This is a genomic window from Roseibacterium elongatum DSM 19469, assembly GCF_000590925.1.
GTDB classification, from domain to species: Bacteria; Pseudomonadota; Alphaproteobacteria; order Rhodobacterales; family Rhodobacteraceae; genus Roseibacterium; species Roseibacterium elongatum.
Genome location: NZ_CP004372.1, coordinates 1,129,599 through 1,153,902, shown reverse-complemented (window position 1 = coordinate 1,153,902; position 24,304 = coordinate 1,129,599). Strand labels below are relative to the sequence as shown.

Annotated in this window: 24 protein-coding genes and 1 pseudogene; 9 read left to right on the top strand and 16 right to left on the bottom strand. The window is 62.2% G+C overall.

What is annotated here, in order from left to right; genetic code table 11:
• Positions 1-29: 29 nt before the first annotated feature.
• The 3 genes from ROSELON_RS17380 (at position 30) to ROSELON_RS05480 (ending at position 3,315) form a co-directional block, all read left to right on the top strand.
• Positions 30-872, top strand: coding sequence for a sulfotransferase domain-containing protein (locus ROSELON_RS17380; RefSeq protein ID WP_084613675.1), 843 nt, complete (start codon positions 30-32; stop codon positions 870-872).
• A gap of 275 nt (positions 873-1,147) precedes the next feature.
• Entirely contained in the window at positions 1,148-2,683 is a 1,536-nt protein-coding gene (locus ROSELON_RS05485; protein ID WP_025311423.1) for a lipopolysaccharide biosynthesis protein, read from the top strand.
• Positions 2,684-2,694: 11 nt separating this feature from the next.
• Positions 2,695-3,315, top strand: coding sequence for a sulfotransferase family 2 domain-containing protein (locus ROSELON_RS05480; RefSeq protein WP_084613673.1), 621 nt, complete (start codon positions 2,695-2,697; stop codon positions 3,313-3,315).
• Between the two features lie 5 nt (positions 3,316-3,320).
• On the opposite strand, the gene ROSELON_RS05475 is transcribed toward ROSELON_RS05480, so the two are convergent.
• The 3 genes from ROSELON_RS05475 to ROSELON_RS05465 form a co-directional block, all read right to left on the bottom strand.
• The gene (locus ROSELON_RS05475; RefSeq protein WP_156945849.1) at positions 3,321-4,730 is read right to left on the bottom strand and encodes a right-handed parallel beta-helix repeat-containing protein; all 1,410 of its coding nucleotides are present in this window, start codon (positions 4,728-4,730) and stop codon (positions 3,321-3,323) included.
• A complete protein-coding gene (locus ROSELON_RS05470; RefSeq protein WP_025311420.1) occupies positions 4,696-5,823 on the bottom strand; it encodes a glycosyltransferase family 4 protein in 1,128 nt (375 codons plus the stop codon). The genes ROSELON_RS05475 and ROSELON_RS05470 overlap by 35 nt, the downstream gene beginning before the upstream one ends.
• A 754-nt stretch (positions 5,824-6,577) precedes the next feature.
• Entirely contained in the window at positions 6,578-7,321 is a 744-nt protein-coding gene (locus ROSELON_RS05465; protein WP_084613671.1) for a sugar transferase, read from the bottom strand.
• A gap of 446 nt (positions 7,322-7,767) precedes the next feature.
• Between ROSELON_RS05465 and ROSELON_RS05460 the strand changes: the two genes are divergently transcribed.
• Entirely contained in the window at positions 7,768-8,310 is a 543-nt protein-coding gene (locus tag ROSELON_RS05460) for a type VI secretion system-associated protein TagO (RefSeq protein WP_025311418.1), read from the top strand.
• Positions 8,311-8,397: 87 nt separating this feature from the next.
• Positions 8,398-9,714: a UDP-glucose dehydrogenase family protein gene (locus ROSELON_RS05455; RefSeq protein ID WP_025311417.1), complete on the top strand. Its 1,317-nt coding sequence runs from the start codon at positions 8,398-8,400 to the stop codon at positions 9,712-9,714.
• Positions 9,715-9,874: 160 nt separating this feature from the next.
• On the opposite strand, the gene ROSELON_RS05450 is transcribed toward ROSELON_RS05455, so the two are convergent.
• Entirely contained in the window at positions 9,875-10,840 is a 966-nt protein-coding gene (locus ROSELON_RS05450) for a KpsF/GutQ family sugar-phosphate isomerase (RefSeq protein WP_025311416.1), read from the bottom strand.
• A gap of 98 nt (positions 10,841-10,938) precedes the next feature.
• Between ROSELON_RS05450 and ROSELON_RS05445 the strand changes: the two genes are divergently transcribed.
• On the top strand, positions 10,939-11,412 hold the full coding sequence (locus tag ROSELON_RS05445) for an NUDIX domain-containing protein (RefSeq protein WP_025311415.1): 474 nt from the start codon (positions 10,939-10,941) through the stop codon (positions 11,410-11,412).
• Here the strand turns inward: ROSELON_RS05445 and ROSELON_RS17375 are convergent.
• Together ROSELON_RS17375 and ROSELON_RS05440 are read right to left on the bottom strand one after the other, a co-directional pair.
• A complete protein-coding gene (locus ROSELON_RS17375) occupies positions 11,391-11,831 on the bottom strand; it encodes a PP2C family protein-serine/threonine phosphatase (RefSeq protein WP_051508360.1) in 441 nt (146 codons plus the stop codon). The two genes, ROSELON_RS05445 and ROSELON_RS17375, sit on opposite strands and share 22 nt — an antisense overlap.
• Complete coding sequence (locus tag ROSELON_RS05440) at positions 11,809-12,681, bottom strand: response regulator (protein ID WP_051508359.1); 873 nt, start codon at positions 12,679-12,681, stop codon at positions 11,809-11,811. The genes ROSELON_RS17375 and ROSELON_RS05440 overlap by 23 nt, the downstream gene beginning before the upstream one ends.
• A gap of 157 nt (positions 12,682-12,838) precedes the next feature.
• Between ROSELON_RS05440 and ROSELON_RS05435 the strand changes: the two genes are divergently transcribed.
• Complete coding sequence (locus tag ROSELON_RS05435) at positions 12,839-13,171, top strand: Hpt domain-containing protein (protein ID WP_025311414.1); 333 nt, start codon at positions 12,839-12,841, stop codon at positions 13,169-13,171.
• A 9-nt stretch (positions 13,172-13,180) separates the two neighbouring features.
• Here the strand turns inward: ROSELON_RS05435 and ilvA are convergent, their stop codons facing one another.
• Together ilvA and ROSELON_RS05425 are read right to left on the bottom strand one after the other, a co-directional pair.
• Positions 13,181-14,428, bottom strand: coding sequence for a threonine ammonia-lyase IlvA (ilvA, locus tag ROSELON_RS05430; protein WP_025311413.1), 1,248 nt, complete (start codon positions 14,426-14,428; stop codon positions 13,181-13,183).
• A 38-nt stretch (positions 14,429-14,466) separates the two neighbouring features.
• Positions 14,467-15,228 carry a hypothetical protein gene (locus tag ROSELON_RS05425; RefSeq protein ID WP_025311412.1) on the bottom strand — a complete coding sequence of 254 codons (762 nt, stop codon included), beginning with the start codon at positions 15,226-15,228 and terminating at the stop codon, positions 14,467-14,469.
• Between the two features lie 84 nt (positions 15,229-15,312).
• On the opposite strand from ROSELON_RS05425, the gene ROSELON_RS05420 reads away from it, so the two are divergent.
• A complete protein-coding gene (locus ROSELON_RS05420; RefSeq protein ID WP_025311411.1) occupies positions 15,313-16,533 on the top strand; it encodes an argininosuccinate synthase in 1,221 nt (406 codons plus the stop codon).
• Complete coding sequence (locus ROSELON_RS05415) at positions 16,530-16,973, top strand: DUF1810 domain-containing protein (RefSeq protein ID WP_025311410.1); 444 nt, start codon at positions 16,530-16,532, stop codon at positions 16,971-16,973. The genes ROSELON_RS05420 and ROSELON_RS05415 overlap by 4 nt, the downstream gene beginning before the upstream one ends.
• A 75-nt stretch (positions 16,974-17,048) precedes the next feature.
• Here the strand turns inward: ROSELON_RS05415 and ROSELON_RS17370 are convergent, their stop codons facing one another.
• From ROSELON_RS17370 to ilvD, 8 genes and pseudogenes are all read right to left on the bottom strand, one after another.
• Positions 17,049-17,474, bottom strand: coding sequence for a toxin-activating lysine-acyltransferase (locus tag ROSELON_RS17370; RefSeq protein ID WP_025311409.1), 426 nt, complete (start codon positions 17,472-17,474; stop codon positions 17,049-17,051).
• The gene (locus ROSELON_RS18115; protein WP_025311408.1) at positions 17,471-17,671 is read right to left on the bottom strand and encodes a hypothetical protein; all 201 of its coding nucleotides are present in this window, start codon (positions 17,669-17,671) and stop codon (positions 17,471-17,473) included. The genes ROSELON_RS17370 and ROSELON_RS18115 overlap by 4 nt, the downstream gene beginning before the upstream one ends.
• A 491-nt stretch (positions 17,672-18,162) precedes the next feature.
• Positions 18,163-20,196: an NADPH-dependent 2,4-dienoyl-CoA reductase gene (locus ROSELON_RS05400; RefSeq protein ID WP_025311407.1), complete on the bottom strand. Its 2,034-nt coding sequence runs from the start codon at positions 20,194-20,196 to the stop codon at positions 18,163-18,165.
• 82 nt (positions 20,197-20,278) lie between these two features.
• Positions 20,279-20,434, bottom strand: a complete 156-nt coding sequence (locus ROSELON_RS18110) for a hypothetical protein (protein ID WP_156945846.1) — start codon at positions 20,432-20,434, stop codon at positions 20,279-20,281.
• A gap of 46 nt (positions 20,435-20,480) precedes the next feature.
• On the bottom strand, positions 20,481-20,852 hold the full coding sequence (locus ROSELON_RS05395; protein WP_025311406.1) for a hypothetical protein: 372 nt from the start codon (positions 20,850-20,852) through the stop codon (positions 20,481-20,483).
• A gap of 24 nt (positions 20,853-20,876) precedes the next feature.
• A complete protein-coding gene (locus tag ROSELON_RS05390) occupies positions 20,877-21,650 on the bottom strand; it encodes a DUF6478 family protein (RefSeq protein WP_038650218.1) in 774 nt (257 codons plus the stop codon).
• Between the two features lie 78 nt (positions 21,651-21,728).
• Positions 21,729-22,481, bottom strand: a complete 753-nt coding sequence (locus ROSELON_RS05385) for a hypothetical protein (RefSeq protein ID WP_156945840.1) — start codon at positions 22,479-22,481, stop codon at positions 21,729-21,731.
• Positions 22,462-24,194, bottom strand: a pseudogene (gene ilvD, locus ROSELON_RS05380) (dihydroxy-acid dehydratase). Before ilvD ends, ROSELON_RS05385 begins: the two are co-directional and overlap by 20 nt.
• Between the last annotated feature and the right edge of the window lie 110 nt (positions 24,195-24,304).

Genomic DNA, 24,304 nt, shown 5'->3' with positions numbered 1-24,304 from the left:
CACCGACCAGGAGAGAAGGATCGGCTGACATGGCCATCACCCCGCCTTTTGCGTTGTTCGTCGGCCCGACCAAGTCGGGCACGACGTGGATACACGCGTATCTCGAATGGCGCGGAGACGTCGCTTTGCCATCAGCGATGAAAGAGACGTTCTTTTTCGACAAGGTCTACGACCGTGGGTTCGATTGGTACGCGGGGTTGTTTCCGCCCGAGACCGACACACGCCTGCGCGTCGAAGTAGCCCCGTCGCTGTTTCACAAACCTATCGCCTGCGAACGTGTGAAGGCGCATGTGCCCGATGCCAGGATCATCTGCACGGTCCGCGACCCTTTCGATCGGGCCGTGTCGCATTTCTTTCACTACCGACAACGGGGCGCCCCGCCGTCGAGCCTGAAGGACATGGCTGAAATCTATCCAGACGTGATCGAAGCTGGTCTTTACGCCAAACACGCCCCCCGTTGGGAGGCCGCGTTTGGGGCAGACCGCTTTCACCTGATGTCCTACAAGCTATTGCGCGACGATCCCGAAAGGTTTTGCCGCGAACTCTGCGAGATCCTTGACCTTGACTACCGCGCGCCCCCGGCATCGCTGAGCGATCAGCAGGTCAATGCGGCCAAGCTGCCGCGCAACCTTTTCCTGGCGCGGATCGTTCAGGGCACCCTGACGCGCCTCAGGCGTCACGGTGCTCATAAAATCGTGTCGCTGTTGAAGCACACCCAGATCAAGAAATGGCTCTACTCTCGCGGGGACTCGCTCGCTGATGAACGGGCCGAGATCAAGGCGCAAGCCGCGTCCTTTTCGCCCGCCCTGACGGCGGACTGGGCCGCGTTTCAAACCCAAAGCCCGCTCTCCGACACGCAGACGGCACAGTAGGTCGGTCCTGCGGGTGTTTGACATAGGAAAGCCGCGCAAACCGACAAGCGATACCCTTCATGGCCATGGGCGGATGGACGTCCATTCCGGGTGGCAAACCGCATGCGCAGGCAGGCCGCGCATGGGGACAGCCCCAAGAGAAGTGGCGAGGACTTGTTGACTTGGTGCCGGACACAACGCAAAACTACTTGGGTTTGCTGCAGGACAGCAATTGGTTGTTTCTGAAATATTTTTATCAGTCATGACTTCGAAACGGTGACCATGGAGCGCGACCGATGAGCAGATCGGAGGAAGATTTGCCGAGCTCTCAGGGGTCGCCGCCAAAGCCGCCAAAAGAAGAACTGACTGGCCGCACCCTCAAGAATTTCTTCTGGATGTTTGCGGGCGGTAGCGCAGAAGCCGTCCTGAAAATTGTCGTGGTGCTGATCCTTGCACGACTCCTCCTGCCGGAGGAATTTGGCGTTGTCAGTGCCGCCTTGACGGTTGTCGCCCTTGCCGAAGTCATGGGGCGGATCGGCGTCGCGCCGTCGATCATTCAGGTCAAGACCCTGACCGACGATCACGTTGCGACCGGATTCACCACGACCCTGGCTTCGGGCATTCTGATGACGGGGGTGTTCTTTTTCCTCGCCGGTCAGATCGCCGACCTGTACCGAATGCCCGATCTCGAGATTATCGTTCAGGTTTTTTCCCTCCTGTTCATCATCAAGGGGGCAGGGCTTGTCAGCGAGGCACTGCTGCAGCGCAAGATGCGCTTTCCCGAACTGGCGGTCATACGTCTGGCCAGTTACCTGTTCGGCTACGCCATCGTGGCGATTGTGCTGGCATTCCTGGATTTCGGCCCATGGGCGCTGGTTTGGGCGCAACTCGCCCAGACGCTGCTGTCGACCGGGCTGTATCTGCGCCTTGCCTGGGACGGGATCGCCATCGGCTTCAATTGGTCGACCTTCGTGACCATGATCCGCTTTGGGCTCGGCGTCACGCTGACCCAGATCGGAAACTATGTGTCCCAGAACGCCGATTTTTTCGTTGTGGGCCGCTGGCTCGGGGCCGAGGCGCTTGGGTATTATTCCAGATCATACCTGTTGCTTCAGCAAGGCGCCCAGTTGGTGGGCCGCATGGGCGACCAGGTTCTGTTTCCGACCCTTGCAACGATCCAGGACGATCATCCAAGACTCGAGCGCGCGCTGAACCGGGCGCTCGCGCTGACGGCAATGACCCAGATCCCCCTGACCGCGCTTTTGGTCGTGGCCGGCCCAGAGATCGTCCTGACACTTCTGGGGCCGCAATGGGAACGTGCGGTGCTGCCATTTCAGATCCTGATCTCGGTGTTGCTGTTCAGAACCGGATACAAGTTTGTCGGCTCCATCCTGCGGGCCGCGGGACGGGTCTATATCGCCGCGCTCTGGCAATGGAGCCACGCACTGGCCGTCATACTGGGGGCCTTGATCGGGCAAAGCTTCGATCTCGAAGGGGTTGCAGTCGGCGTGTCGCTGGCCATCACCTTTTGCTATTTCTCCGGGCTTTACCTTGTCGGGAGGTTCATCGGCGTGAGCGGGCGCGACAGCCTGCGGCGCCTGGTCGGATACACCGCCCTCGGACTGGCTTTCGCCGCGCTGCTCGTCACCTCCAAGGCGGTGCTTGCGCCCCTCGGGTTGGCGAATCCGTGGATGCTTTTGATCCTGTTCGCCGAGTTTTTCGTTGTTTATGTTTTACTATTCACCTTCGCGCCAAACATGTTCGGTCGTGAGGGCGAGATCCTGAAAGAGCAGATTCTCAACCGAATTCGTCGTCGCCGCACGAAAACCTGAGGAAGACCGCGATGCCCGCATTCCACATTGGCGAGAAACGGATCCTCTTTATCCACATCCCCAAATCCGGGGGGACATCCATCAACGTTTGGTTGGCCTCCTTGTCCGGGCAGAGCCTGTATCAGAAACACCGGCCGAGCGCCTTTCCTTGCGTTCCGCAACACTTCCACGGGGACCTGTTGGACACCTTGTTCGCCCCAGGATTCTTCGACTACAGCTTTTGCGTCACGCGCAACCCGTATGCGCGCATCCTGAGTGAATACAACTATCGCATCACACGTCCCAGGCTGAAAAACCGGATCCTCCCGAAACCGTCTTTCAATCGGTGGCTGAGCACGGCCTTTGCCGGTTTCGCCCGTGACCCCTACATGCATTCCAACCACATCCGACCGCAGCACGAATTCCTGATCGACGGGACCGAGGTGTTCAAGCTCGAGGACGGCCTCGATACCCTCCGTGCAAAACTCGCGGATCTGACCGGGATCGCACTGGATGCCGAGGTTCCACGAAAGAACCCCTCGATCAAGTCTGTCACATCGATCGCCGAAGACGCCGCCGAAAAGATCTACCGATTTTACGAAGCCGACTTTGAGCGGTTCGGATATGACAAAGACAGCTGGCAGTCGTTGTAGGCGTCTTACCATCGACGGCGCAATCGCCGCCCCGTCCAATGGAACCGCCCGCTGGTTTCCACGCCGTTGACCATGACATTCTCCAACTCGAGGTCCCCGGCTGTACCGGTCACGAGCCTTTCACGTGCGTCATAGGAAATCTCGCCACCCTGGATCCTGAGATGGGAATCCGGCGTTCCATCGGCCCCGGCCCCGAACCGGATCGGTGACATGGACCCTGCAGAGTTCAGCGAACAGTTCCGGGCCGTCAGATTGCCGGCAAGCCAAAGGCATGATCCATCGTTGTGAGGGCGCGTGACCGGTTCGGACATCACGCAATTCTCGATCAGATTATCTGGATGATGGCTCCAGATACGGATACCAAGCTTACATCGCTCTGTCCGGCAATTCGCCATGTAGACATGCTCGGATTTGAGGTCGAACCCGCCGTCGCCCATGTCGGCGGCGTAGCAATCCTCGATACGCACGTTCCGGGTTTCTTCCTCCAGAACAAGGCCATCCCCCTGAATATAGGTCGATCCCCGCTCCTCGGCCGCGAGGCTGTTGACGGCTTTTACAAGGCGCAGGTTACGGAATGACAGATCGCTTCCGCGTTTCACGCTGATCATCTGGCAGACAGCCCCGCCACCACCATCGACAAAATCGGCATCCAGGTCGAGGTCACGGAACTCGGCATCGAACAGGTCATGAAAACGGGCAAAACCGCGGATCATGCCGAGCGTCGAGCAGCGCTCGACCATAAGCCCACGCACCGATGTGCCCTGCTCGGTTTCGATGACGCGGCCCACGTTGACGGCGTGGATATCTGCAAAGGAGAGGTTCCGCATCTCGCCGCCGGTGTCGAGATTGAAGAACCCGTTTCCGCCAGAGCGCAGGTAGGACGGCCCGGAAATGGCCAGGTTCGAGCTGTTCTCCTGAAACACGACAAAGGGGGCGCCCCCCACATCGGGGCGCTCGTCTGGCCCGGTTTCGTTGCCGATCATCTGCAACACCGGGGCCTCGCCGGCATGATCGGGTTGATGGAACCCCTCGCCCTCGCGCAACGCTCCAAAGTGAAGCGAAATGGCGTCGCCCGGCGTGCCGGAAACCGCCCAACGTAATTGCTGGCCCGACCATGGGTGTGGGGTTTCCGCCTCGGGCACGCCCACGAAAATGGATTGCCCCGGCCGCGCCGATGCCGCCAACCGGTTCAGGCGAGACAACGGCAGGGCGTTATCCCAGTCGCGGCCGTCTGCATCGCCGCTTGCCCGCAACGACACATGCACAGCCCCGTCAGTGGGCTGTGCCCATCCGGGCAGTGGCAGCGCCGCCGCAGAGGCCATAAGGCCGCACAGCACCGTGCGACGGGTCAAAACCGCGCCCGCGGCCATGGCCAAGGCGTCACGGGGTGTCGAGTTGGACGGCATCGCTTCCATAGGATTGAGTGTAAATCTCAACCGTTTGATGCGCAATTGACGTCCAGTTGAACGCAGGATCCAGCGGCTGTGCGGGAATGTCGTCGGCATCATCGGCCAAACGGGCCGCCAATGCACCGACATCTCCGACCGGGAAGTAATGCGCGGGCGAAAGCCCGAGATCCAGGTTCGGTTGAATATCGCTCAGCAATACTGGCGCCCCGAGGGCCCACGCCTCGAGCGCCGCGATGGGCAGCCCCTCGTGATGCGACGGAAGGATGAACATCTTCGCATTGGCCAAAAGCTGCGCAACCTTGGCCTGAGGTAACGCCCCCGTCAGGATAACGTCGGAATGGGCAAGTTCGCTTAGCATCCGGTCGTGATCCGAATTGCTATGGCCGCCCACGATCACCAGTGGCGTGCGAATGCCCGATGCCTTGTGGGCGCGGATCAGATCGGCAAAGCCCTTCTCAGGCACCAGGCGACCGACAGTCATCATGTAGCCTTCGGGCTGCAACCCGAATTCGCCCAAGGTAGAGGGGCCGTTGGCAGCAAGGGCACGCCCGACGATGTGATCGGCACCGTTGGGAACATAGTCGATCTGCTCCGCTTTCGCGGGATAGTCACGACGCAACCGCTCGGCCAGTGTGGGGGAAACCGCAATCGTCCGACACGCACTTGCAACGCCGATGCGCTCGCCAAGTCGCAGGACGAACCGGGCAAAGGCATTCCATTTGTCGCGTCGGAAATCGTCGCCGTGATGCGTCAGGATGACCGGCATCCCGAGCAGCCGGGCCAACGGGGCCAGCAGGCCCGGACCGATGGCATGGATGTGGACACAATCGGCATGTTGCGAGAAACGGGCGCGCAGGATTGCCACAAGACTGTTGGACAGTGTTTCCAGATAGCCGTTGCGCATCGCGTAGGCAGGCACAACTTCTATGCCCACGCTGGTTTTGTAGGGGGTATCGCCGATATAGGGCTTTCGCCCGAAAACGACGATGTCCAGATCGGGTCGCTCGCGCTTCATCCTGTCGTAAAGGTTTTCGCAATGCGTCTCGATCCCGCCGGAAACGTCGGGAATACCGCGCAGACCGACGACGCAGACCTTCATTTCGAGTTTCCTTCCGTTTTCGGCGCGCGCTGTCCGATGGGATCGGCTATCGCCATAGCGTTGCGCAATCGGATGGCAGGGGCAAGGTGGGGGGACTTTGAGAATACAGTGTTTCGCATCTGGAAATGATCAAAGGCCGATCGGTGAAAGTGTCGTCTGGCAAGGGGTCACATGCAGGATCCTGAGACCTGATTGTTGCCGAATCGGCACCAAGACCTGCATCGCAAAAGTATTGTTTCTATTCCAGAAACAGCTGGCTGCGGTGTCGTCGAGGAGGGTTTTTTCGCCCGAACACCAACTACACCGGCGGTTTCTTGCCTCTCAAAATGCACCTCAATTCACTGAAATAATTAGTCTTTCCTTTTCCCGTAGCGAAATCGAGGCCTCGCACAGCACGCCACATTGATGCCGTTTTCCTTCTATAGCATCTTTCATATCAACCTTTCGTTAACTCGGCGGCGTTATTGAAGGGAGGGACGAGGTTGCGAATCGGGTAGGGGAAGCAACGGGCATGTATGACGATCGAAACATAATCGAAGCAGAGCTTTTCAAGGCCGAAGCCGAGCCAAGGCGCACCACATCAAAGCGGGTCGACAAATCGGTACTCATTGCGCGCAATCTCATGTTCTGGAGTTCTGCTGCCTTTAGCTGTGGGGCCGTTTACCTGGTGCTGACTGCCATCACCTAAGAACGTCCGAAACGTTCGTTTCGGTCCGTCGAGACTGCCTGCGACCAGGGCGACTGAGTATAGAGATCAGTAGCCAGACCCGCGAAAGAATTCCGTCCAGAACGTCTGAGCCGTGATCTTCACATCCAGGAGAAGCGACTGCCGCTCGACATAGTCCAAATCGTAGTCCAGCCGCTTGCGTGCTGCATGTGAGGTCGAGGTTTCCCCCCTGAACCCTTTCACCTGAGCAAGGCCGGTGAGCCCCGGCTTGACCACATGACGTGCCATGTAGCGCGTATCGAACTCCTCGTAGAGCATGCCGTTGGCCAACATCCCCGGAACATGCGGGCGCGGACCGACCACCGACATCTCGCCCCTCAGAATGTTCAGCAGCTGCGGAAGTTCGTCAAAGCTGGTTTTCCGCAGAAAACGGCCGATCCTCGTCACCCTCGGATCGTTCTTGGTGGTCTGGGCGACCCCGCTGACATCGCACTGGTCGATGCGCATCGTTCGAAACTTGTAGATTTTGAACAGGTCACCGTTCAGCCCATACCGATATTGCCGGAAAAATACCGGGCCAGGGCTGCTCAGTTTGATGATCACGGCAAGCACGATGAAAAGTGGCGCAAGCAAGGCAAGAGCGACAGTTGCGACCAGCAAATCGTAGGCGCGGCTCAAGTAGCGATACGTGACGTCGTTGCGCGGCAGGTGAACGGCCCCCAGTGATCGCAGGCCGGGGTACGGGGAAAACAGCACAGCCCGTCCCACACCATCCACTCCGGTACGATGCGTCAGGGTATGCAAGTCTTTGACATCTTTAGAATGCTTCATGGCAGCCTCATAAAAGCAGGACTGCTTGCCAAAAAAAAATGTGCGCGCAGTCTCAACAGCAAGTTTTCAAAATTCTTTCCCCACCTTCCTAGGTATGCACCATCTCACGTTTCAGAACAACACAACCCATTGATGGTGTTCGAGCCTGAAACCGGCCCAACATCTGCCCAGTTTTCGCCGTTTTTTTCGGTCATTGCCTAGTTTTTAATCATGAGCGACTCAGCCTTGGTGCGAATCGACGTGACCTCTTGGCTTTGGTCCGAGCATGCGTTGGACCTGTAGCATGTGCTTCAAAACCCTTGATTTCCTGATGCTTCATGCGAATGTCCGGCAGCCCGCGTGCGGATTGAAATTTGGCGTATCTGCTGTGATTTACGGCTGATGGTCTCTTGTGAAGGACTGAGATTATGAGATTTTTATCTTTGATTTTCACCGTAGCACTGGGAATGAGCCTCGTTCCGTCCACGGTGCTGGCTCTCGACGACCTGCCCCTTTGCAGCGAGGAAACCGTCGGCATCGAGTGCGTCGAACGGCGCGAAGAAATCGGACCGTGGGAAATCGTCGAGGTGGTACCACCGGTCGGAACGCAGAATGCGCTCGTGATGGCGTCGCTCTCCTTCCAGGATCTTCCTGGTATCTTTGCGCGCTCGGCACCTGCAGAACTCGTGCTGTCCTGCATAGAGAACACCACCCGGATCGAAGTGCGCTTCGGCGAGAACTTCATGTCCGATGTCGGTGCCTACGGCACGCTGATCTACAAGCTCGACGACGACACACCAATTTCGTTGGAGGCCGCTGTTTCCGCCGACAACACCGCCCTGGGCCTGTACAGCGGCGCCGATTCGATCCCGCTCATCCGCAGCTTCTTTGGCGGCGAACGGTTGCTGGTCAGCGCGACGTCGTTCACGGGCAGAACGCTGAACGCGATTTTTTCGATCGAAGGGATGGAAACGGCCATCGAGCCATTGCGAGACCTCTGCAATTGGTAGGGTCAAGTCACCGTTAAGCCGCCCGCCCCGGATACATCAGTCGATCCATAAAGGCGAACGGCCTCAAGAGTTTGGCAGGAGAATTTCATGAAGATCACGATGATTGGCACGGGCTATGTTGGGCTCGTTTCGGGGGTGTGTTTTAGCGATTTCGGGCATGACGTGATTTGCGTGGACAAGGATCCGCGCAAGATCGAGATGCTGAACGCGGGCGAGGTGCCGATCTACGAGCCCGGTCTCGACACGCTGATGGAAAAGAACGTCGAGGCGGGGCGGCTGTCCTTCACCACCGATCTGGCCAGCGCGGTCGACGGGGCCGAGGCGGTGTTCATCGCGGTGGGCACGCCCACGCGGCGCGGCGACGGGCATGCGGACCTGACCTATGTGATGGCCGCCGCCGAAGAGGTGGCGCAGGCGCTGACGGGCTATGCCGTGATCGTCACGAAATCGACCGTGCCGGTCGGCACCAACCGCAAGGTCAAGCAGGTCGTGGCCAAGGCCAACCCGGCCGCCGAGTTCGACGTCGCCTCGAACCCGGAATTCCTGCGCGAAGGCGCCGCCATCGACGATTTCATGCGTCCCGACCGCGTTGTCGTGGGCGTGCAGACCGACCGCGCCGGCGATGTGATGGCCGAGATCTACCGCCCGCTTTTCCTGCGTGATTTCCCGATCATCACCACCGACCTGGAATCGGCCGAGATGATCAAATACGCCGCCAACGCGTTCCTGGCGACCAAGATCACCTTCATCAACGAGATCGCGGCGCTGTGCGAGCGTGTGGGCGCCGACGTCAAGGAGGTGTCCAAGGGCATCGGCCTGGACAACCGGATCGGCAACAAGTTCCTGCATGCCGGGCCGGGCTATGGCGGTTCGTGCTTTCCCAAGGATACCAGCGCGCTGGCCCGGATCGGCCAGGATCACGCGGTGCCGCAGCAGATCGTCGAGACGGTCATCCGCGTCAACGATGCGGTCAAGCTGCGCATGATCGAAAAGCTGCGCGACATGTGCGACGGCTCCTTCAACGGCAAGACGATCGCGGTGCTGGGGGTGACGTTCAAGCCCAACACCGATGACATGCGCGATGCGCCCAGCCTGACGATCGTGCCGGCGCTGGTCGGCGGCGGGGCCAAGCTGCGCGTGGTCGACCCGCAAGGCCAGCGCGAGGGCGAGGCGCTGCTGCCGGGGGTGCATTGGCTCGATGACCCCTACAAGGCCGCGCAGAACGCCGATCTGGTCGTCGTCCTGACCGAGTGGAACGAGTTCCGCGCGCTGGATCTCAAAAAGCTGGCGCGCAAGATGTCCACGCCCCGCATGGCCGACCTGCGCAATGTCTATTCCCCCCGCGACGCCAAGCGCGCAGGCTTCGACGCCTACGAAAGCGTCGGCCGAAAAGGCGCTTGCTGAACACGCGATTGCGCTTGGGTGCCCTCGGGCGCAACATGGATTGAAGCCGAGGCAAAGGTGCGTTTTCTGGGCGCATCCGAGCCGAGAGATCTTGCGCCGGGAGCCTCGCTCTAACCGGAACGTCCCGGTGCCGGCCATGGGGCCGTTGGAACAGGCGAAATCAGACCAGGCCTGCCCGCAAGCAGTCATGCAGGTGCAGAATGCCGACGGGCCGGTTGGCATCGTCCACGACGAACAAGGCCGTAATCTTGTTTTCCGACATCATCGCCAGGGCTTCCGATGCCAGCATATCCGGCGCGATCGAGCGTGGATTTCGCGTGGCGACCTCGCCTGCGCTACGCTCCATCAAATGGGCGATATTGCGCCGCAGGTCCCCGTCCGAGATGACGCCGCAGAGCCGATCCTGTTCGACGACCCCGGCAATACCGAACCCCTTTTCGCTCATCACGACCAGGGTCTCGGGCATGGATTGGGTCGTGGGCACCAGCGGCAGGCGGTCGGGTCCGTGCATCAGTTGCGACACCTTCGACAGGCGCGCGCCCAACTTGCCGCCCGGGTGGAACGTGTGGAACTCCTCGGCAAGGAAGCCACGCCGCTCCATGACGGCGACGGCCAAGGCGTCGCCCATGGCCAGCGTCAGTGTCGTCGACGTGGTCGGTGCCATCCCGAGACTGCAGGCTTCGGGGGCCGACGGCAGAAGCAGCTTGTAATCGGCGGCCTGCATCAAGGTTGACCCAAGCCGCCCCGAAATCGCAAGCAACGGGATGGAGAAGCGCGTCACATGGGCGACCACATCGCGCAGTTCGGATGTTTCGCCGGAATTCGAGATCAGAATTGCCAGATCGCCGGGCATGATCATTCCGAGATCGCCGTGACTGGCCTCGGCCGGATGAACGAAGGCCGAGGGCGTCCCGGTTGAGGCGAAGGTCGAGCTGATCTTGCGCGCGATATGCCCGGATTTCCCGATCCCCGACAGGATCACGCGGCCCTGCGTCTGCAGAATGGCCTGAACGGCGGGGGTGAAATCCTCGGGCAGCGTGTCGGCCATGGCGGTAACGGCCAGCCCCTCGGTCTGCAGCACACGCCGCGCGGTGGCGCGGATCATATCGACGACGCTTTGTTCCATGCCGGTCCCATAGCCCAAGCGATCGCCCTTGGCGAGAGGTCGCGCTTTCGCAACGCAGGCGTCGCTGGCATGTAGGCGGCAGTGTCAGGAGATGAATGATGAACAGACGATTCGGGCCGGTTCCCGACCCCGGCATCCGGTTTGCGCCCAGGCCGGGGGCCTATGCCATCATCGATACGGGCGATGGCGTGCTGGCAACCTTTCAAGAGACGCCGCGCGCCGAACTGCAATTGCCCGGGGGCGGCATCGACCCCGGCGAGGCCACGCTGCCCGCGCTGATACGAGAGATCCGCGAAGAGACCGGCTATTCCATCACCGCGCCCCGGCGGCTGGGGATGTTTCATCGCTACACGTTCATGCCCGAATACGGCTTTCACGCCCACAAGCTGTGCCACATTTACGTGGCCCGGTTGGGTCGGCGCCAATCGGACCCGATCGACCCGGGTCATAGCGCCGTTTTCCTGCCCTGGGATGTGGCCCTGACCGAGTTGGCCGTGGCGGGCGATCGGCATTTTGTGGCCATGTGGCTGCGGCGGCGCGGCCGAGGGCATCAGGCCGGCGGCCCCTTGTAGTCGAGCACGATGGCCGAGGCGTCATCCGAAAACTCTTCGGCGCGGGAAAACCCGACAAGGTCCTGCTTGAGCCGTTGCAGAAACTCCGGCCCTGCACGGTGACGGTGTCTGTCGCAAATGGCCAGCAAGCCAGGCTCGTCCAGCATCGTCCCGTCGGGATCGGTGCATTCGGTCAGACCATCGGTGTACAGGATCAATCGGTCGCCCGGCCGCATCCACATCTTGCAGATGTCGAAACTTGCCTCTTGCAACAGACCGATCGGCAGCCCGCCCTGCCCCAAAACCTCGGTCGCGCCACTGCGGCGCAAGAGGATCGGATGCGGATGCCCCGCCTGTACGAAACTGACCGCCCCCGTGCCCACATCCAACAGCGCCAGGGCCAGCGTCAGATACCTGTCACCGGTCAATTCCTTGTGCATCAGGCTGTTCAATCGAGCCGCCACCAGATCGGGGGGGAGGCGCGCGGAAAATTCCCGCACCCAACGGTGACAAGGCGATGTTCTGATCGGGCGCGGCCCCCGAAAGCATCGCCGCGACCCGCGCCCCGATCATGGCCGACGCCACCCCGTGCCCGGCGACATCGATACTGTGAATGCCGACCATGCTGCGATCGGCCTCGAAATAGCCGACCATGTCGCCCCCGACATGCCCCGACGACTCGAGCCATAAGGAGATCTCGGCCCCTTTCACCTGTGCCACCGCGTCCTGCAGGAACGAATGCTGCAGGCGCCGCGCCTCATCGAGATCGGCGTCGATTGCATCATAAAGACCACGCAATTCGGTCAGGGCGTCGCCAAGGCGGCGGTTCTTGTCGACCAGTTCACGCTGCATGGCCACCGTCCGCGCGCCGGCCTGAAGGCGTGCGCGCAATTCCGTCGGTCGCAACGGCTTGGTCAGGAAATCATCCGCCCCCGATGCCAACCCCTCGGACAAGGCCTCGTCCGCGGATTTCGATGTCAAAAGAATGACATAGGCGTAATCCTCCCGCTCGGCCCGGCGCAAGCGGCGGCAAAACTCGGGCCCGGTCATCTGTGGCATCATCCAGTCGCAGATCACCAGGCCCACGCCGGCGGTTTCGGCGATCTGCAACGCCTCTTCCGGGTCGCCGGATGCGATCGGCCGCATCCCCCACCTGTCCAACAGGGCGCACAGCAACTGCCGCTGCGCGGCGCTGTCGTCCAGAACAAGGACAGCATGATCCCCTGCGGGAGAGGTGGGGACAACCGGCATCGACCCGGCCGTGACCTGTTGGGCGCTTTGCGGAAACATCGAGACCCTCTTGAACACATGAAAAAATATGCGGGCGAGCCTTCATCACCGAGCGTTAAAAGGACGTAAAAGGACAAAGGCGCAATGTTTTGCCCGTCGCCTTAGGACTTTCTTCACGGCTTGGGCTCAGCTTTCCCCCGGGGCGAGGAGGTCCGAGATGGTATTTATCGATCAGACGCGATTGCGGGCATTACGTGACGACATTGGCGAGGACTGTTTCGCGGACGTGGCAACCATGTTCATCGGCGAAATAGATGCGCATATGCGCAAACTTCTGGCCAACCCCGCGCAGGCCAAGCCGGCGGATTTCCATTATATGCATGGCAGTGCCGCGAATATGGGGTTCTCGGCCCTGGCAACGGCCTGCAAAGCGGCCGAGGATGCCTGTCACACCGGCAATCTGCCTGACATGGCGGGGATCGAAATGGCTTTTCACGGGGCATTGGACGACCTGCAGGCGGCCATGCCGAATATCCTGTTGCCGGCCTGAGCGGGCGCTTCAGATCAGGAAATCGGCAAGAACCTCGTCATCGGTGACATCCCGGAAGGTAAAGCCACGTCCGTTCACACGCTCGAACAGGCTTGGGAAATTCGCGGCATCGCTGGTTTCGATCCCGATCAGAACCGACCCGAAATTGCGGCTGTTCTTCTTGAGATATTCGAAGCGCGTGATGTTGTCGTCGGTCCCGAGAAGATCGAGGAAATCACGCAGTGCGCCGGGGCGCTGGGGCAGGCGCAGGATGAAGTATTTCTTCAGCCCCTGCCAGTTCATCGCGCGTTCCTTGACCTCGGGCAGCCGCTCGAAATCGAAATTGCCGCCCGAGGTCACGCAGACGACGGTCTGCCCGGCGATCTGCGGGCGCAAATCCTCGAGCACGTCCAGAGCCAACGCGCCGGCGGGTTCCAACACGATGCCTTCGCCGTTCAGCATCTCCTGGATCGTGACACAGATCCGGTTCTCGGGGGCCAGCAGGACATCGGCGGGGGCAACCGATTTCAAAACCTCGAAGGTCCGGTCCCCGATGCGGGCAACGGCCGCGCCGTCCACGAAGGTGTCGGTGATCTCGATCGTTTGCGGCGCGCCGATTCGCAGAGCCGCCGTCAGGCTGGGGCCGCCGACAGGCTCGACCAGCGTGACCTTGGTTTCGGCGCCCACCGCATGAAAGTAGGACAGCATGCCCGCCGACAAACCGCCGCCGCCGACCGGCAGGATCAGGCGATCGGGCACTGCCCCCATGTCGTCCAGCAATTCCACCGCAACCGAGGCCTGTCCCTCGATCACGTCCGGGTCGTCGAAGGGGGACAGGAAATGCGCGCCCGTCTGCTGGCAATAGGCCTTGGCCGCGGCCAGCGTGTCGTCGAAGAAATCCCCGGTCAGCTCGATCGTGACGGCACCACCGCCAAAGCGCCGGGTCTTCATGATCTTTTGCTCGGGCGTGGTCACCGGCATGAAGATCGTGCCCTCGACCCCGAAATGGGCGCAAACGAACGCCACGCCCTGCGCGTGATTCCCGGCACTGGCGCAGACGAATTTCCGCTTTTCGGGGGCCTGCGCCAGCACCTTGCGCATGGCGTTGAAGGCGCCTCGGATCTTGTAGGACCGTACCGGGCTCAAGTCTTCGCGCTTGAGCCAGATATCGGCACCGAACCGCTCGCTCAGGTGAACGTTGCGCTGCAGCGGCGTGGGCGGGAACAGATCGCGCACGGCCTCGGTGGCGGCGCGGGCGGTATCGGAAAATTCGGTCATTCCCACGGCCTGCCCCAACCGAGGCAAACTGTCCAGCCTCAGTTCAGTTGACGGCCCTCGATCAGGTTACCGTAGAGCGTCGTCATCAGGGCGAGATTGACCAGCAATTGCAGCCACGAGACCACGGCCGAGGCCAGCACCCCGACCAGCGTGGGACCGAACACCAGGATCAGGGCCTGACCGGCCAGGCCGGACACGACAGCGATCACGATGATCGGCAACAGGATCTGGCCCGAGACCGGCTTGGTGACCTGCCAGCTTTCCCCGATGGTCAGCGGCGCACCGATGGCCGCCGCCGGCAAGACGAGGCCCACGCGCGTCCCGGCCCAGCTGACGCCCACGACAAGGCCGATCCCCAGCAGCATCGCAACCCCGAACACCGGAAGGATCATGATGACCATGCCGATGAGGATCGTCATCAGGATCACGGCCCCCAACAGGATCAGGCCGACCTGGATCGCCCGCAAGAGGTATCGGCCGTTATTGCCACCATGCCATTGCGGCAGGATGCCATCGCCGTATTCCTCGAGCAGGACGAAACGGTGCCAGGCGACGGCCGCCCATACCCACGCCACAAGGCTGAGAACAGCGCCGACAAGGGCCATCAGCCAGTTGATCTGGGGCATGGCATTGGGGTTGGACGGATCGGGCAGACCCGTCCCGGTCAGCAGATCGGGGTTTGTCAGGAACAGGAACAGGGTCGGCGCCATCGCCAACAACAGGGTCAGGCGCGCAGCCTGGGCAAAATTGCCGAAAACCTGCTGCACAGCGTGCCGCAACAACTGATATCCATAATCCATCTTGCACTCCGCTCACCTTGCCCCGCCCTTGAAAACCCGCTATCGCCCCGTCGGTCAATGAAAAAGCCTGACGGAGCCTGCCCCATGTCCGCACCCAAGAAGGTCGTGCTTGCCTATTCCGGCGGTCTCGACACCTCGATCATCCTGAAATGGCTGCAAACCGAGTATGGCTGCGAGGTGGTGACTTTCACCGCCGACCTTGGCCAGGGGGAGGAGTTGGAACCGGCGCGCAAGAAGGCCGAGATGTTGGGCGTCAGCGAGATCTACATCGAGGATCTGCGCGAGGAATTCGTGCGCGATTTCGTCTTTCCGATGTTCCGCGCCAACGCGGTCTACGAAGGGCTGTACCTGCTGGGGACGTCGATCGCGCGGCCGCTGATCTCGAAACGTCTGGTCGAGATTGCCGAGGAAACCGGCGCCGACGCCATCAGCCATGGCGCGACGGGAAAGGGCAATGACCAAGTCCGCTTTGAACTGGCGGCCTATGCGCTGAACCCCGAGATCAAGGTGATCGCGCCCTGGCGGGAATGGGACCTGACCAGCCGCACGCGCCTGATCGATTTTGCCGAAAAGAACCAGATCCCGATCGCCAAGGACAAGCGCGGCGAGGCGCCCTTCTCGGTCGATGCGAACCTGCTGCACACCTCGTCCGAGGGCAAGGTTCTGGAAGACCCCGCCGAGATGGCGCCCGATTACGTCTACCAGCGCACGGACGACCCGCTGACCGCCCCGGACACGCCCGAATACATCGACATCACGTTTGAAAAGGGCGACGCGGTCGCGATCAATGGCGAGGCGATGTCGCCCGCCACCATCCTGACGACGCTGAATGCCTATGGCAAAAAGCACGGGATCGGGCGGCTGGATTTCGTCGAGAACCGTTTCGTCGGCATGAAATCGCGCGGGATCTACGAGACACCGGGCGGCGACATCCTGCTCGAGGCGCATCGCGGGATCGAGCAGATCACGCTCGATAGCGGCGCGGGCCACCTGAAGGACTCGATCATGCCGCGCTATGCCGAACTGATCTACAACGGCTTCTGGTTCAGCCCCGAGCGCGAGATGCTGCAGGCCCTGATCGACAAGAGCCAGGAACATGTCACCGGCACCGTCAAGCTGATGCTGTTCAAGGGTTCGGCCCGCACCGTCGCGCGCTGGTCCGATCACAGCCTGTATTCCGAGGCGCATGTCACCTTCGAAGAGGATGCAGGAGCCTACGACCAGAAGGACGCGCAAGGTTTCATCCAGCTCAACGCGCTGCGCCTCAAGCTATTGGCCGCACGAAATCGTCGCCTCAAGGGGTGAGCCTGTCGCGCTTCATCGCGGCGCAGGACGAGAGTCACGACACCGCCTTGGCCGAGCTTCGTGCGGGGCGAAAGCGAACCCATTGGATGTGGTTCGTCTTTCCGCAACTCGCGGGGCTCGGTCGATCCGAGATGGCGCAACGCTACGCGATCCGCGATCTGGATGAGGCGCGCGCCTATCTGGCACATCCAGTTCTCGGGCCGCGCCTGGTCGCCGCTGCGCGCGCTATACTGTGTGCCGACACGGCCGATGCCACACAGATCCTGGGCACCGTCGATGCGATGAAGTTGCGCTCATCGGCGACCCTGTTTGCCAGCGTCGAGAACGCCGAGCCGATCTTTCAGAAGATCCTTGATCGGTTCTTCGACGGAATCCCTTGCCCGCTGACGCGGGGGCTGCTTGCGCCAACGGGCACGGCGCCGTCATCCGATCCGGCTTAGATGGTGGCTTTCGTCATGGACGCGCGCAAGGCGCGGCGATTTGAAGTCGATTTCGACAATCCGCCGGGTTGTGTTTCACCCATCAACGTGGCGAAAGCGGAATGAGTCGCGCGTCAGGTTGCCCGGCACCATAAGCCACCGCACGATCCCGCGGGTCAGTCCCTTGTAGGGGGCCATCAGGTCGATGATCCACATCCGGTCGCCTGCACGCCAATCCTCGGGATCGAGGGCATCGCCGGCGATCAGTTTGCGTTCCGCCGTTTCCGACAGAAACCCCCCTGTCACGGCGGCACGCGGAACCTCGTCGATGCGAAAGATGCGGAATTGCCCGAGCATGACCGGCGGCTCGATATAGCGCCGCAAGACGGCAAGCTGCATCTGCTGGTGGCGCGGGCTGCGAAAGGCCAGGAATGACAGATCGCCATTTACCCTCAGGGCATCGGCGCTCGGCGTCTCCAGCGGCGGCAGGCGGCGACCGGTGCTGTCTGCAAGCGCCCTCATGCGGCCTGCCCCCAGGCACTGCACAGCAATCTCCCCTCCCATGGGTGCAGGGACGGGCGCGCCGATTGTCCATACTGGCCATCGACGGCAAGGTCGGGAAACAGGCGCAACAGCTCGCTGCGCACCGCCTGATCCATGGCAGACAACGAATATGCGCCCGGAAAGAAGCTTTCCGTCGGCAGGCCCCCTGCCAGCATGATCTCGTGCCGGTCACGGTGAAGGTGATGACTTGGTTCTTACCGGTTGCAGAAACGGCGGGCCAATGGACCTCGAACGTGAACTCGCCGGTCGTCTCATCGAAGGACAGTGTGCCAAGGCTTGGGTCGGACAGCCGCGAGAAACTTTGGGTGTCCGCCTCGCCCATTGACGCCCCGGACACCAGGCTGACCACGTCGACATCACCCGACACGGTCGTCGCACCACTAAGCGTGCGATCGGGAATGAATGTGAACTGGTCCGGTCCGCCGGTCGACCCGACGCCCACGTCCTCGATATTGTAGCCCATCTGAAACCTGCTCGTTGCGCCCCGGTGTTCGGGATGGCGCTATCCTCGTTTGGATGGCTTGCTTTTCCAGTAATGCTCACGCCGGCGCCTGCACACAGCCATCTGTGTCGCAAAAGCGGTGAAGACATGCAGCAAAGGGATCACACCCGGAAAAAGCACGGCCCCTTCGGCCCGGATCTGCGCCTACAATGCGGCGGCCAAGCGTGTGCCTTGGTCGATGGCGCGTTTGGCATCCAGTTCGGCCGCGACATCCGCGCCGCCGATGACGTGACAAGCGATGCCAGCGGCCCCGAGCGCGTCGGCAAGGCTGCGTTCGACGACCTGCCCCGCACATAAGACAATCGTGTCGACCTCGATCAGCGTCGGATCGGCATGATCGCCGCCAAAGCTGATGTGAAGGCCGTCCGCATCGATCCTTTCGTAATTCACGCCCGACAGCATCTTGACGTTCTTCATCTTGAGGCTGGCGCGATGGATCCAGCCTGTCGTCTTTCCCAACCGCTTTCCGGGCTTTTCCGGTTTGCGCTGCAACAGCACCACATCACGGGCTGGCGGGGCGGGTTGTGGGCCTTCGGGGGCCAATCCGCCGCGATGGGTCTCCGGGTCGGCCACACCCCATTCCTTGCGCCAAAGGTCTGGGTGTTCGGTCGGGCTTTCGTCGCCCTCCACAAGGTATTCGGCCACATCGAAGCCGATGCCACCCGCCCCGATGATGGCCACCCGCCGTCCGACCGGGGCCTTGCCGGCCAGAACGTCGATATAGGACACAACATTCGGCCCGTCCTGACCTGCGATACCGGGATCGCGCGGGTTGACGCCGGTTGCCACGATCACCTCGTCGAAATCAGCAAGGTCAGCCACTGCAGGCGCTGTCGACAGACGCAGATCGACACCGCGCCGGTCGATCATGGTTTCGAACCAGTGCACCAGCCCGTGAAATTCTTCCTTGCCGGGGATTTCGCGGGCCATGTTCAGTTGCCCGCCGACACGATCGGCCTTGTCGAACAGGGTCACCTTGTGCCCGCGCTCGGCGGCCGTCAGGGCCGCGGCCACCCCGGCCGCACCGGCCCCAACGATGGCAATGCGCTTGGGCGTATCGGTGGGATCAAGGCGCAGTTCGGTTTCGTGGCACGCCCGCGGGTTGACGAGGCACGATGTCAGCTTGCCCGAGAACGTATGGTCGAGACAGGCCTGGTTGCAGGCGATGCAGGGTGCGATCTCGTCCGCGCGGCCTGCCGCGGCCTTGGCCACGAAATCGGCGTCCGCCAGAAACGGGCGCGCCATCGACACCATGTCGGCGCAGCCCTCGGCCAGAACCTCTTCGGCGACGTCGGGCATGTTGATGCGGTTCGAGGTGATGATCGGAATACCCACCTTGCCCATCAGTTTCCTGGTGACCCAGGCAAACCCCTTGCGCGGGACGCTGGTGGCAATGGTGGGGATACGCGCCTCGTGCCAGCCGATGCCGGTGTTCAGGATCGTGGCGCCAGCGACTTCAACGGCTTTGGCCAGTTGCACCACCTCGTCATGGGTAGAGCCGCCGGGGACAAGGTCTATCATCGACAGGCGATAGATGATGATGAATTCCGGCCCCACGGCCTCGCGCGCGCGGCGCACCACCTCGACCGGCAGGCGCATGCGGTTCTCGTAAGAGCCGCCCCAACGGTCGGTGCGCTTGTTGGTATGGGTGACGAGGAACTGGTTCAGGAAATACCCCTCGGAGCCCATGATCTCGACCCCGTCATAGCCGGCCTCGCGGGCGCGGACGGCGGCCGTGACGATATCGGCGATCTGTTTCTCGATTCCGTCTTCGTCGAGTTCCTTGGGCGGGAAGGGCGAGATCGGCGATTTGATCGCGCTGGGGCCCACGCAATCGGGCGAATAGGCATAGCGCCCCGCATGCAGAATCTGCATCGCGATCAGGCCGCCGGCCTCGTGGACGGCATCGGTCACGAGGCGATGGTTTGCGATGTCCTGATCGCCGAACAAACCCGCGGCCCCCGGAAAAACGCCGCCTTCCTTGTTCGGGGCCATACCACCGGTCACGATCAAGGCGGCGCCGCCACGGGCCCGCTCGGCAAAAAACGCCGCCACGCGCGGCCAATCCCTCGTTTCTTCCAAACCCGTGTGCATGGACCCCATGAGCACTCGGTTCCTGAGGGTCACAAACCCAAGGTCGAGGGGGGCGAGCATGTGTGGATAAAGCGTATCGGCCATCGGCGGTTCCTCCCGCCGCGCAGGTAAGCGCGCGCGCAGCGCTCTGTCACCCCCTACGCCGCGTCATGGCGGCTGCGCGACGTCAGGACATCATGCGCCACGCCAGAACGCCGAGCCCGATCAGGATGCAGACAAGCGCCACGACGACACGAACTCGCGCAAAGGGTGCGACAACCTCGGTGCTGTCGCGCGGGTGACGGCGGTCAGGGTCGTTGTCCTGATGATCCCGTCCCGGCATGCGCGCCCCCTACAACCATCGTCAGTTCGGCATTGTCCCCTTGCGGCTATGCCCCTGCGGCGACATAACGGCGAAATGCTGCCTTCAGGATTTCCAGTTCATCCCGCAGCAAGGCGATCTCACCGCGCAGGTCGTCATCCAGGGCGTCGCCCGCCATGAACGTGATGCGGTCCAGGATCTCGCCTGTCGTCGTGCTGCGCATCGCGATGACCTGCACGCCGCTCGACAAAACCTCGGCCGGCAGATCAACGCTCACCCGAACGGCGCCGGGTTGGTCTGGGATGCCGACCATGCGGGCGACGGCAATGACCTTGCCATGATGCACCGCCTCGAGCCCCGTCTCGGGCGGACCCTCGAAGACCGCCTGGTACTGGCCGGCCTGCAATCCGGTTTGCGTAAGTGTTTCCAGTCCGCTCATCGCACCCTACCCTTGCATCACCGGTTACAGATCCGCGCGCGGCGCGCGGGACACGGTCATGTCCCACAGGGCGATGCGCGTCATTTCCGGCCCTTCGATAATGAGATCCAGCCAAGCCTTCTCGATCCGTTTTTCATTCACCTTGGAATAGGCAAGGTCGAACTCGGCCCGTCCGGCGCCATCACGGATATCGAGTTGGCGCACCATCGTTTCGGTATTTGGGCCATGCTGGATGTTCAGGCGGGCATAGACCTCGACCGGATGCTCGCGCTCGACCCGGATATCGACGGTGATGACATGGGCCAGTGTCAAACCGTCGATGGCGGCCTGCGGCAAATCCTGCACCAGCGACACGAACGATCCGTCGAACTGATAGACCTCGAGCACCAGACCGAAAAGCGCGCCTTCGATCCAATGCGGAACGCGATCCTGCCGAATGCTCAGATCGGCATGGGCGGCATCATGAAACAGCTTGACCGCACCGGGCAGTTCCATCGGCGAGGCGACCGAGACAAGACCACGCGGACGCATCTCGACGCGCCACGGCGCGGGGCGCATGGCCCAGTCGCACTGCTCGGGCCCGCCGGGCACATCGTCGGGGCTGACCCGCGACAACAACTCGGTCCGCGCCTTTGCCGCAAGGGTGTCCAGACGATCGCGCATTGCGCGCATGGATGAATTCATCTCGCTCAAGGCCGAGGTGGACAAAGCCGAGGGCGCGGCCATCGCCCGCTGCCACCGTGTCAACGGATCAGCAGGCCGAAACCGACCGAACAATCCCGCCTTCTCTTCACCCATGATCCCTATGCCCCCAATCACTAAAGAAACCCGAAATGCCCAAACTTTCCATATCTTAACAGAAAATCTGACGCGGGCTCACTCGAATATCCGCCGGAACAGCCCGATTTCGAACAAACCGCCGCGCGGCGGCGGGGGTGCGGCCGGCGTAACGGGCGCAACAGGCGCGACGACGGGGGCGAGATCGCCCTGCCCGAAATTGGCCGACTGCACCGCGCCCGCAAAGGCCCGCAGGGTGGCAAGGCTTTCCGCCTCGCTGACGTCACGATCCTCGAGGGCCAGAACGGACAGCGTCGCGATGCGCGGCCCGAGGTCCAGATAGGCACGCCAGTAGTCGTCTTGCACGCCCTCGACCGGGCCGGCGCTGATGTCGCTTGCATGCAGCAGGAACATCGCGCCCTCGGTGCGGGTATCCAGCACCGAAACGGTAGCCGCCTCCTCGGTACGGCTGAGCAGGGTCCGGCCCTGGTCCGTGCGGAAGAACGCATCCAGATCGGGCAGGCTGTCCGCGATCGAGCCGGAATCGGAGGGGGCGGAGATCGCCGCTGTCAGGACAGCGGGCACCGAGGGTTGATCCGCCCGACGCGAATTGGAAATCGCGGCGCAGTTTCCCAGCAGGACAAATGCCGTCGCCCCATCGTCGCGCGTGGCGGTCTCATCGACGCAGTACCCCTCGGGTCCGGTGACGACAACGGCGGATTGTGTCACCACCGCCTGCCTTGGGGCCGACGCCCCCGCGCCGAACCCCGTGCCGCATCCTGTTAGCGCCAGGCAGATGAGACCGCCCAGCGCCCCTTTCGCCCAACGCAGGTCAGATGTCGGCGTAGACATGCTTCTCCTCTTTGCCACCGGGGTGGGTGACGGCGCCAAAGCGGGCATTGCCGACGAGCTGGGCGTATTTCCACAGCACCCCGGTTGCGTAGATGGTGTCGCGCGGGCCGGACCAGTCGCCGCGGCGTTTTTCCAGCTCCTCCTCGGTCACATCGACGGACAGTTCGCCCTTGATGGCGTCAATGGTGATCATGTCGCCATCCCTGAGCAAACCGATGGGGCCACCCACGGCGGCCTCGGGGCCGACATGGCCAACACAGAACCCACGCGTCGCCCCCGAGAAACGGCCATCGGTGATCAGGGCCACCTTCTTGCCCATGCCCTGACCCGACAAAGCGGCCGTCGTCGCCAGCATCTCACGCATGCCGGGGCCGCCCTTGGGGCCTTCGTTGCGGATGACGATCACCTCGCCTTCCTCGTATTTGCGGGCCTTCACGGCCTCGAACGCGTCTTCCTCGCATTCGAAAACACGCGCCGGGCCGGTAAAGACCTGGTTCTCGCTTGCCATGCCCGCGACCTTCACGATGGCGCCCTCGGGGGCGAGGTTGCCCTTGAGGCCCACGACACCACCGGTCGGCGTGATCGGCGTGGCCGCAGGGTAGATCACGCGACCATCCGCCTCGCGCTCGATCAGGTCCAACTCTTCCCCCATGCTGCGCCCGGTGGCCGTGACGCAGTCTTCATGGATCATGCCGATCTTGCGCAATTCCTTCATCACGACGGGCACGCCGCCGGCCTCGTAGAGGTCCTTGGCGACAAATTGGCCGCCCGGCTTCATGTCGACGAAATAGGGCGTATCCTTGAAGATGTCGCACACGTCGAACAGGTCGAAATCGATCCCGGCCTCATGCGCGATCGCGGGCAGGTGCAGGCCGGCATTGGTCGACCCACCCGTGCAGGCCACGACGCGTGCGGCATTTTCCAGCGACTTGCGCGTCACGATATCGCGGGCGCGAATGCCTTTTTCGAGCAGGTTCATCACCGCCTCGCCCGAGGCCACGCCGTACTGGTCGCGGCTCTCGTACGGGGCGGGCGCCCCGGAGGAGTTGGGCAAGGCAAGGCCGATCGCCTCGGACACACAGGCCATGGTGTTGGCGGTGAACTGGCCCCCGCAGGCGCCCGCACTGGGGCAAGCCACGCGTTCGATCACGGCCAGCATTTCGTCGGACATGTTGCCGGCCTGATGCTGGCCCACGGCCTCGAACACGTCCTGCACGGTGATGTCCTTGCCGTCCAGACGCCCCGGCAGGATCGACCCGCCATAGATGAAGACCGAGGGCACATTCAGCCGCACCATCGCCATATCATGCCGGGCAGCGACTTGTCACACCCGGCAAGGCCGACCAGCGCATCGTAGCAATGGCCACGCATGGTCAGTTCGACCGTGTCGGTGATCGCGTCGCGGCTGGCCAGCGACGAGCGCATCCCCTCGTGCCCCATGGCGATGCCGTCGGTCACGGTGATGGTGGTGAACTCGCGCGGGGTGCCGTTGGCATGCTTGACACCCATCTTGACCGATTGCGCCTGACGGTTCAGGGCGATGTTGCAGGGCGCGGCCTCGTTCCAGCAGGTCGCCACGCCGACGAATGGCTGGTGGATTTCCTCGTCCGAGATCCCCATGGCGTAGAAATACGACCGGTGCGGCGCGCGCGACGGGCCTTCCGTCACGTGGCGGCTTGGCAATTTCGACTTGTCCACCTTGCCCTTCAACATCGCTGGCTCCCTTCCGATATCTAGCGTGCGGCCCGACGCGGATTTGGCCGGGCTTTGCACTCGAATAGACCCCGGCCCTGCTTGACACAAGATCGTTGGGCCCCAGCACT

Bases quoted from the DNA above. Each gene is read 5' to 3' on its own strand.
- ROSELON_RS17380 (WP_084613675.1), top strand. From the start codon at position 30: ATGGCCATCACCCCGCCTTTTGCGTTGTTCGTCGGCCCGACCAAGTCG.
- ROSELON_RS05485 (WP_025311423.1), top strand. From the start codon at position 1,148: ATGAGCAGATCGGAGGAAGATTTGCCGAGCTCTCAGGGGTCGCCGCCA.
- ROSELON_RS05480 (WP_084613673.1), top strand. From the start codon at position 2,695: ATGCCCGCATTCCACATTGGCGAGAAACGGATCCTCTTTATCCACATC.
- ROSELON_RS05475 (WP_156945849.1), bottom strand. From the start codon at position 4,730: ATGGAAGCGATGCCGTCCAACTCGACACCCCGTGACGCCTTGGCCATG.
- ROSELON_RS05470 (WP_025311420.1), bottom strand. From the start codon at position 5,823: ATGAAGGTCTGCGTCGTCGGTCTGCGCGGTATTCCCGACGTTTCCGGC.
- ROSELON_RS05465 (WP_084613671.1), bottom strand. From the start codon at position 7,321: ATGAAGCATTCTAAAGATGTCAAAGACTTGCATACCCTGACGCATCGT.
- ROSELON_RS05460 (WP_025311418.1), top strand. From the start codon at position 7,768: ATGAGCCTCGTTCCGTCCACGGTGCTGGCTCTCGACGACCTGCCCCTT.
- ROSELON_RS05455 (WP_025311417.1), top strand. From the start codon at position 8,398: ATGAAGATCACGATGATTGGCACGGGCTATGTTGGGCTCGTTTCGGGG.
- ROSELON_RS05450 (WP_025311416.1), bottom strand. From the start codon at position 10,840: ATGGAACAAAGCGTCGTCGATATGATCCGCGCCACCGCGCGGCGTGTG.
- ROSELON_RS05445 (WP_025311415.1), top strand. From the start codon at position 10,939: ATGAACAGACGATTCGGGCCGGTTCCCGACCCCGGCATCCGGTTTGCG.
- ROSELON_RS17375 (WP_051508360.1), bottom strand. From the start codon at position 11,831: ATGCACAAGGAATTGACCGGTGACAGGTATCTGACGCTGGCCCTGGCG.
- ROSELON_RS05440 (WP_051508359.1), bottom strand. From the start codon at position 12,681: ATGTTTCCGCAAAGCGCCCAACAGGTCACGGCCGGGTCGATGCCGGTT.
- ROSELON_RS05435 (WP_025311414.1), top strand. From the start codon at position 12,839: ATGGTATTTATCGATCAGACGCGATTGCGGGCATTACGTGACGACATT.
- ilvA (WP_025311413.1), bottom strand. From the start codon at position 14,428: ATGACCGAATTTTCCGATACCGCCCGCGCCGCCACCGAGGCCGTGCGC.
- ROSELON_RS05425 (WP_025311412.1), bottom strand. From the start codon at position 15,228: ATGGATTATGGATATCAGTTGTTGCGGCACGCTGTGCAGCAGGTTTTC.
- ROSELON_RS05420 (WP_025311411.1), top strand. From the start codon at position 15,313: ATGTCCGCACCCAAGAAGGTCGTGCTTGCCTATTCCGGCGGTCTCGAC.
- ROSELON_RS17370 (WP_025311409.1), bottom strand. From the start codon at position 17,474: ATGAGGGCGCTTGCAGACAGCACCGGTCGCCGCCTGCCGCCGCTGGAG.
- ROSELON_RS18115 (WP_025311408.1), bottom strand. From the start codon at position 17,671: ATGCTGGCAGGGGGCCTGCCGACGGAAAGCTTCTTTCCGGGCGCATAT.
- ROSELON_RS05400 (WP_025311407.1), bottom strand. From the start codon at position 20,196: ATGGCCGATACGCTTTATCCACACATGCTCGCCCCCCTCGACCTTGGG.
- ROSELON_RS18110 (WP_156945846.1), bottom strand. From the start codon at position 20,434: ATGCCGGGACGGGATCATCAGGACAACGACCCTGACCGCCGTCACCCG.
- ROSELON_RS05395 (WP_025311406.1), bottom strand. From the start codon at position 20,852: ATGAGCGGACTGGAAACACTTACGCAAACCGGATTGCAGGCCGGCCAG.
- ROSELON_RS05390 (WP_038650218.1), bottom strand. From the start codon at position 21,650: ATGGGTGAAGAGAAGGCGGGATTGTTCGGTCGGTTTCGGCCTGCTGAT.
- ROSELON_RS05385 (WP_156945840.1), bottom strand. From the start codon at position 22,481: ATGTCTACGCCGACATCTGACCTGCGTTGGGCGAAAGGGGCGCTGGGC.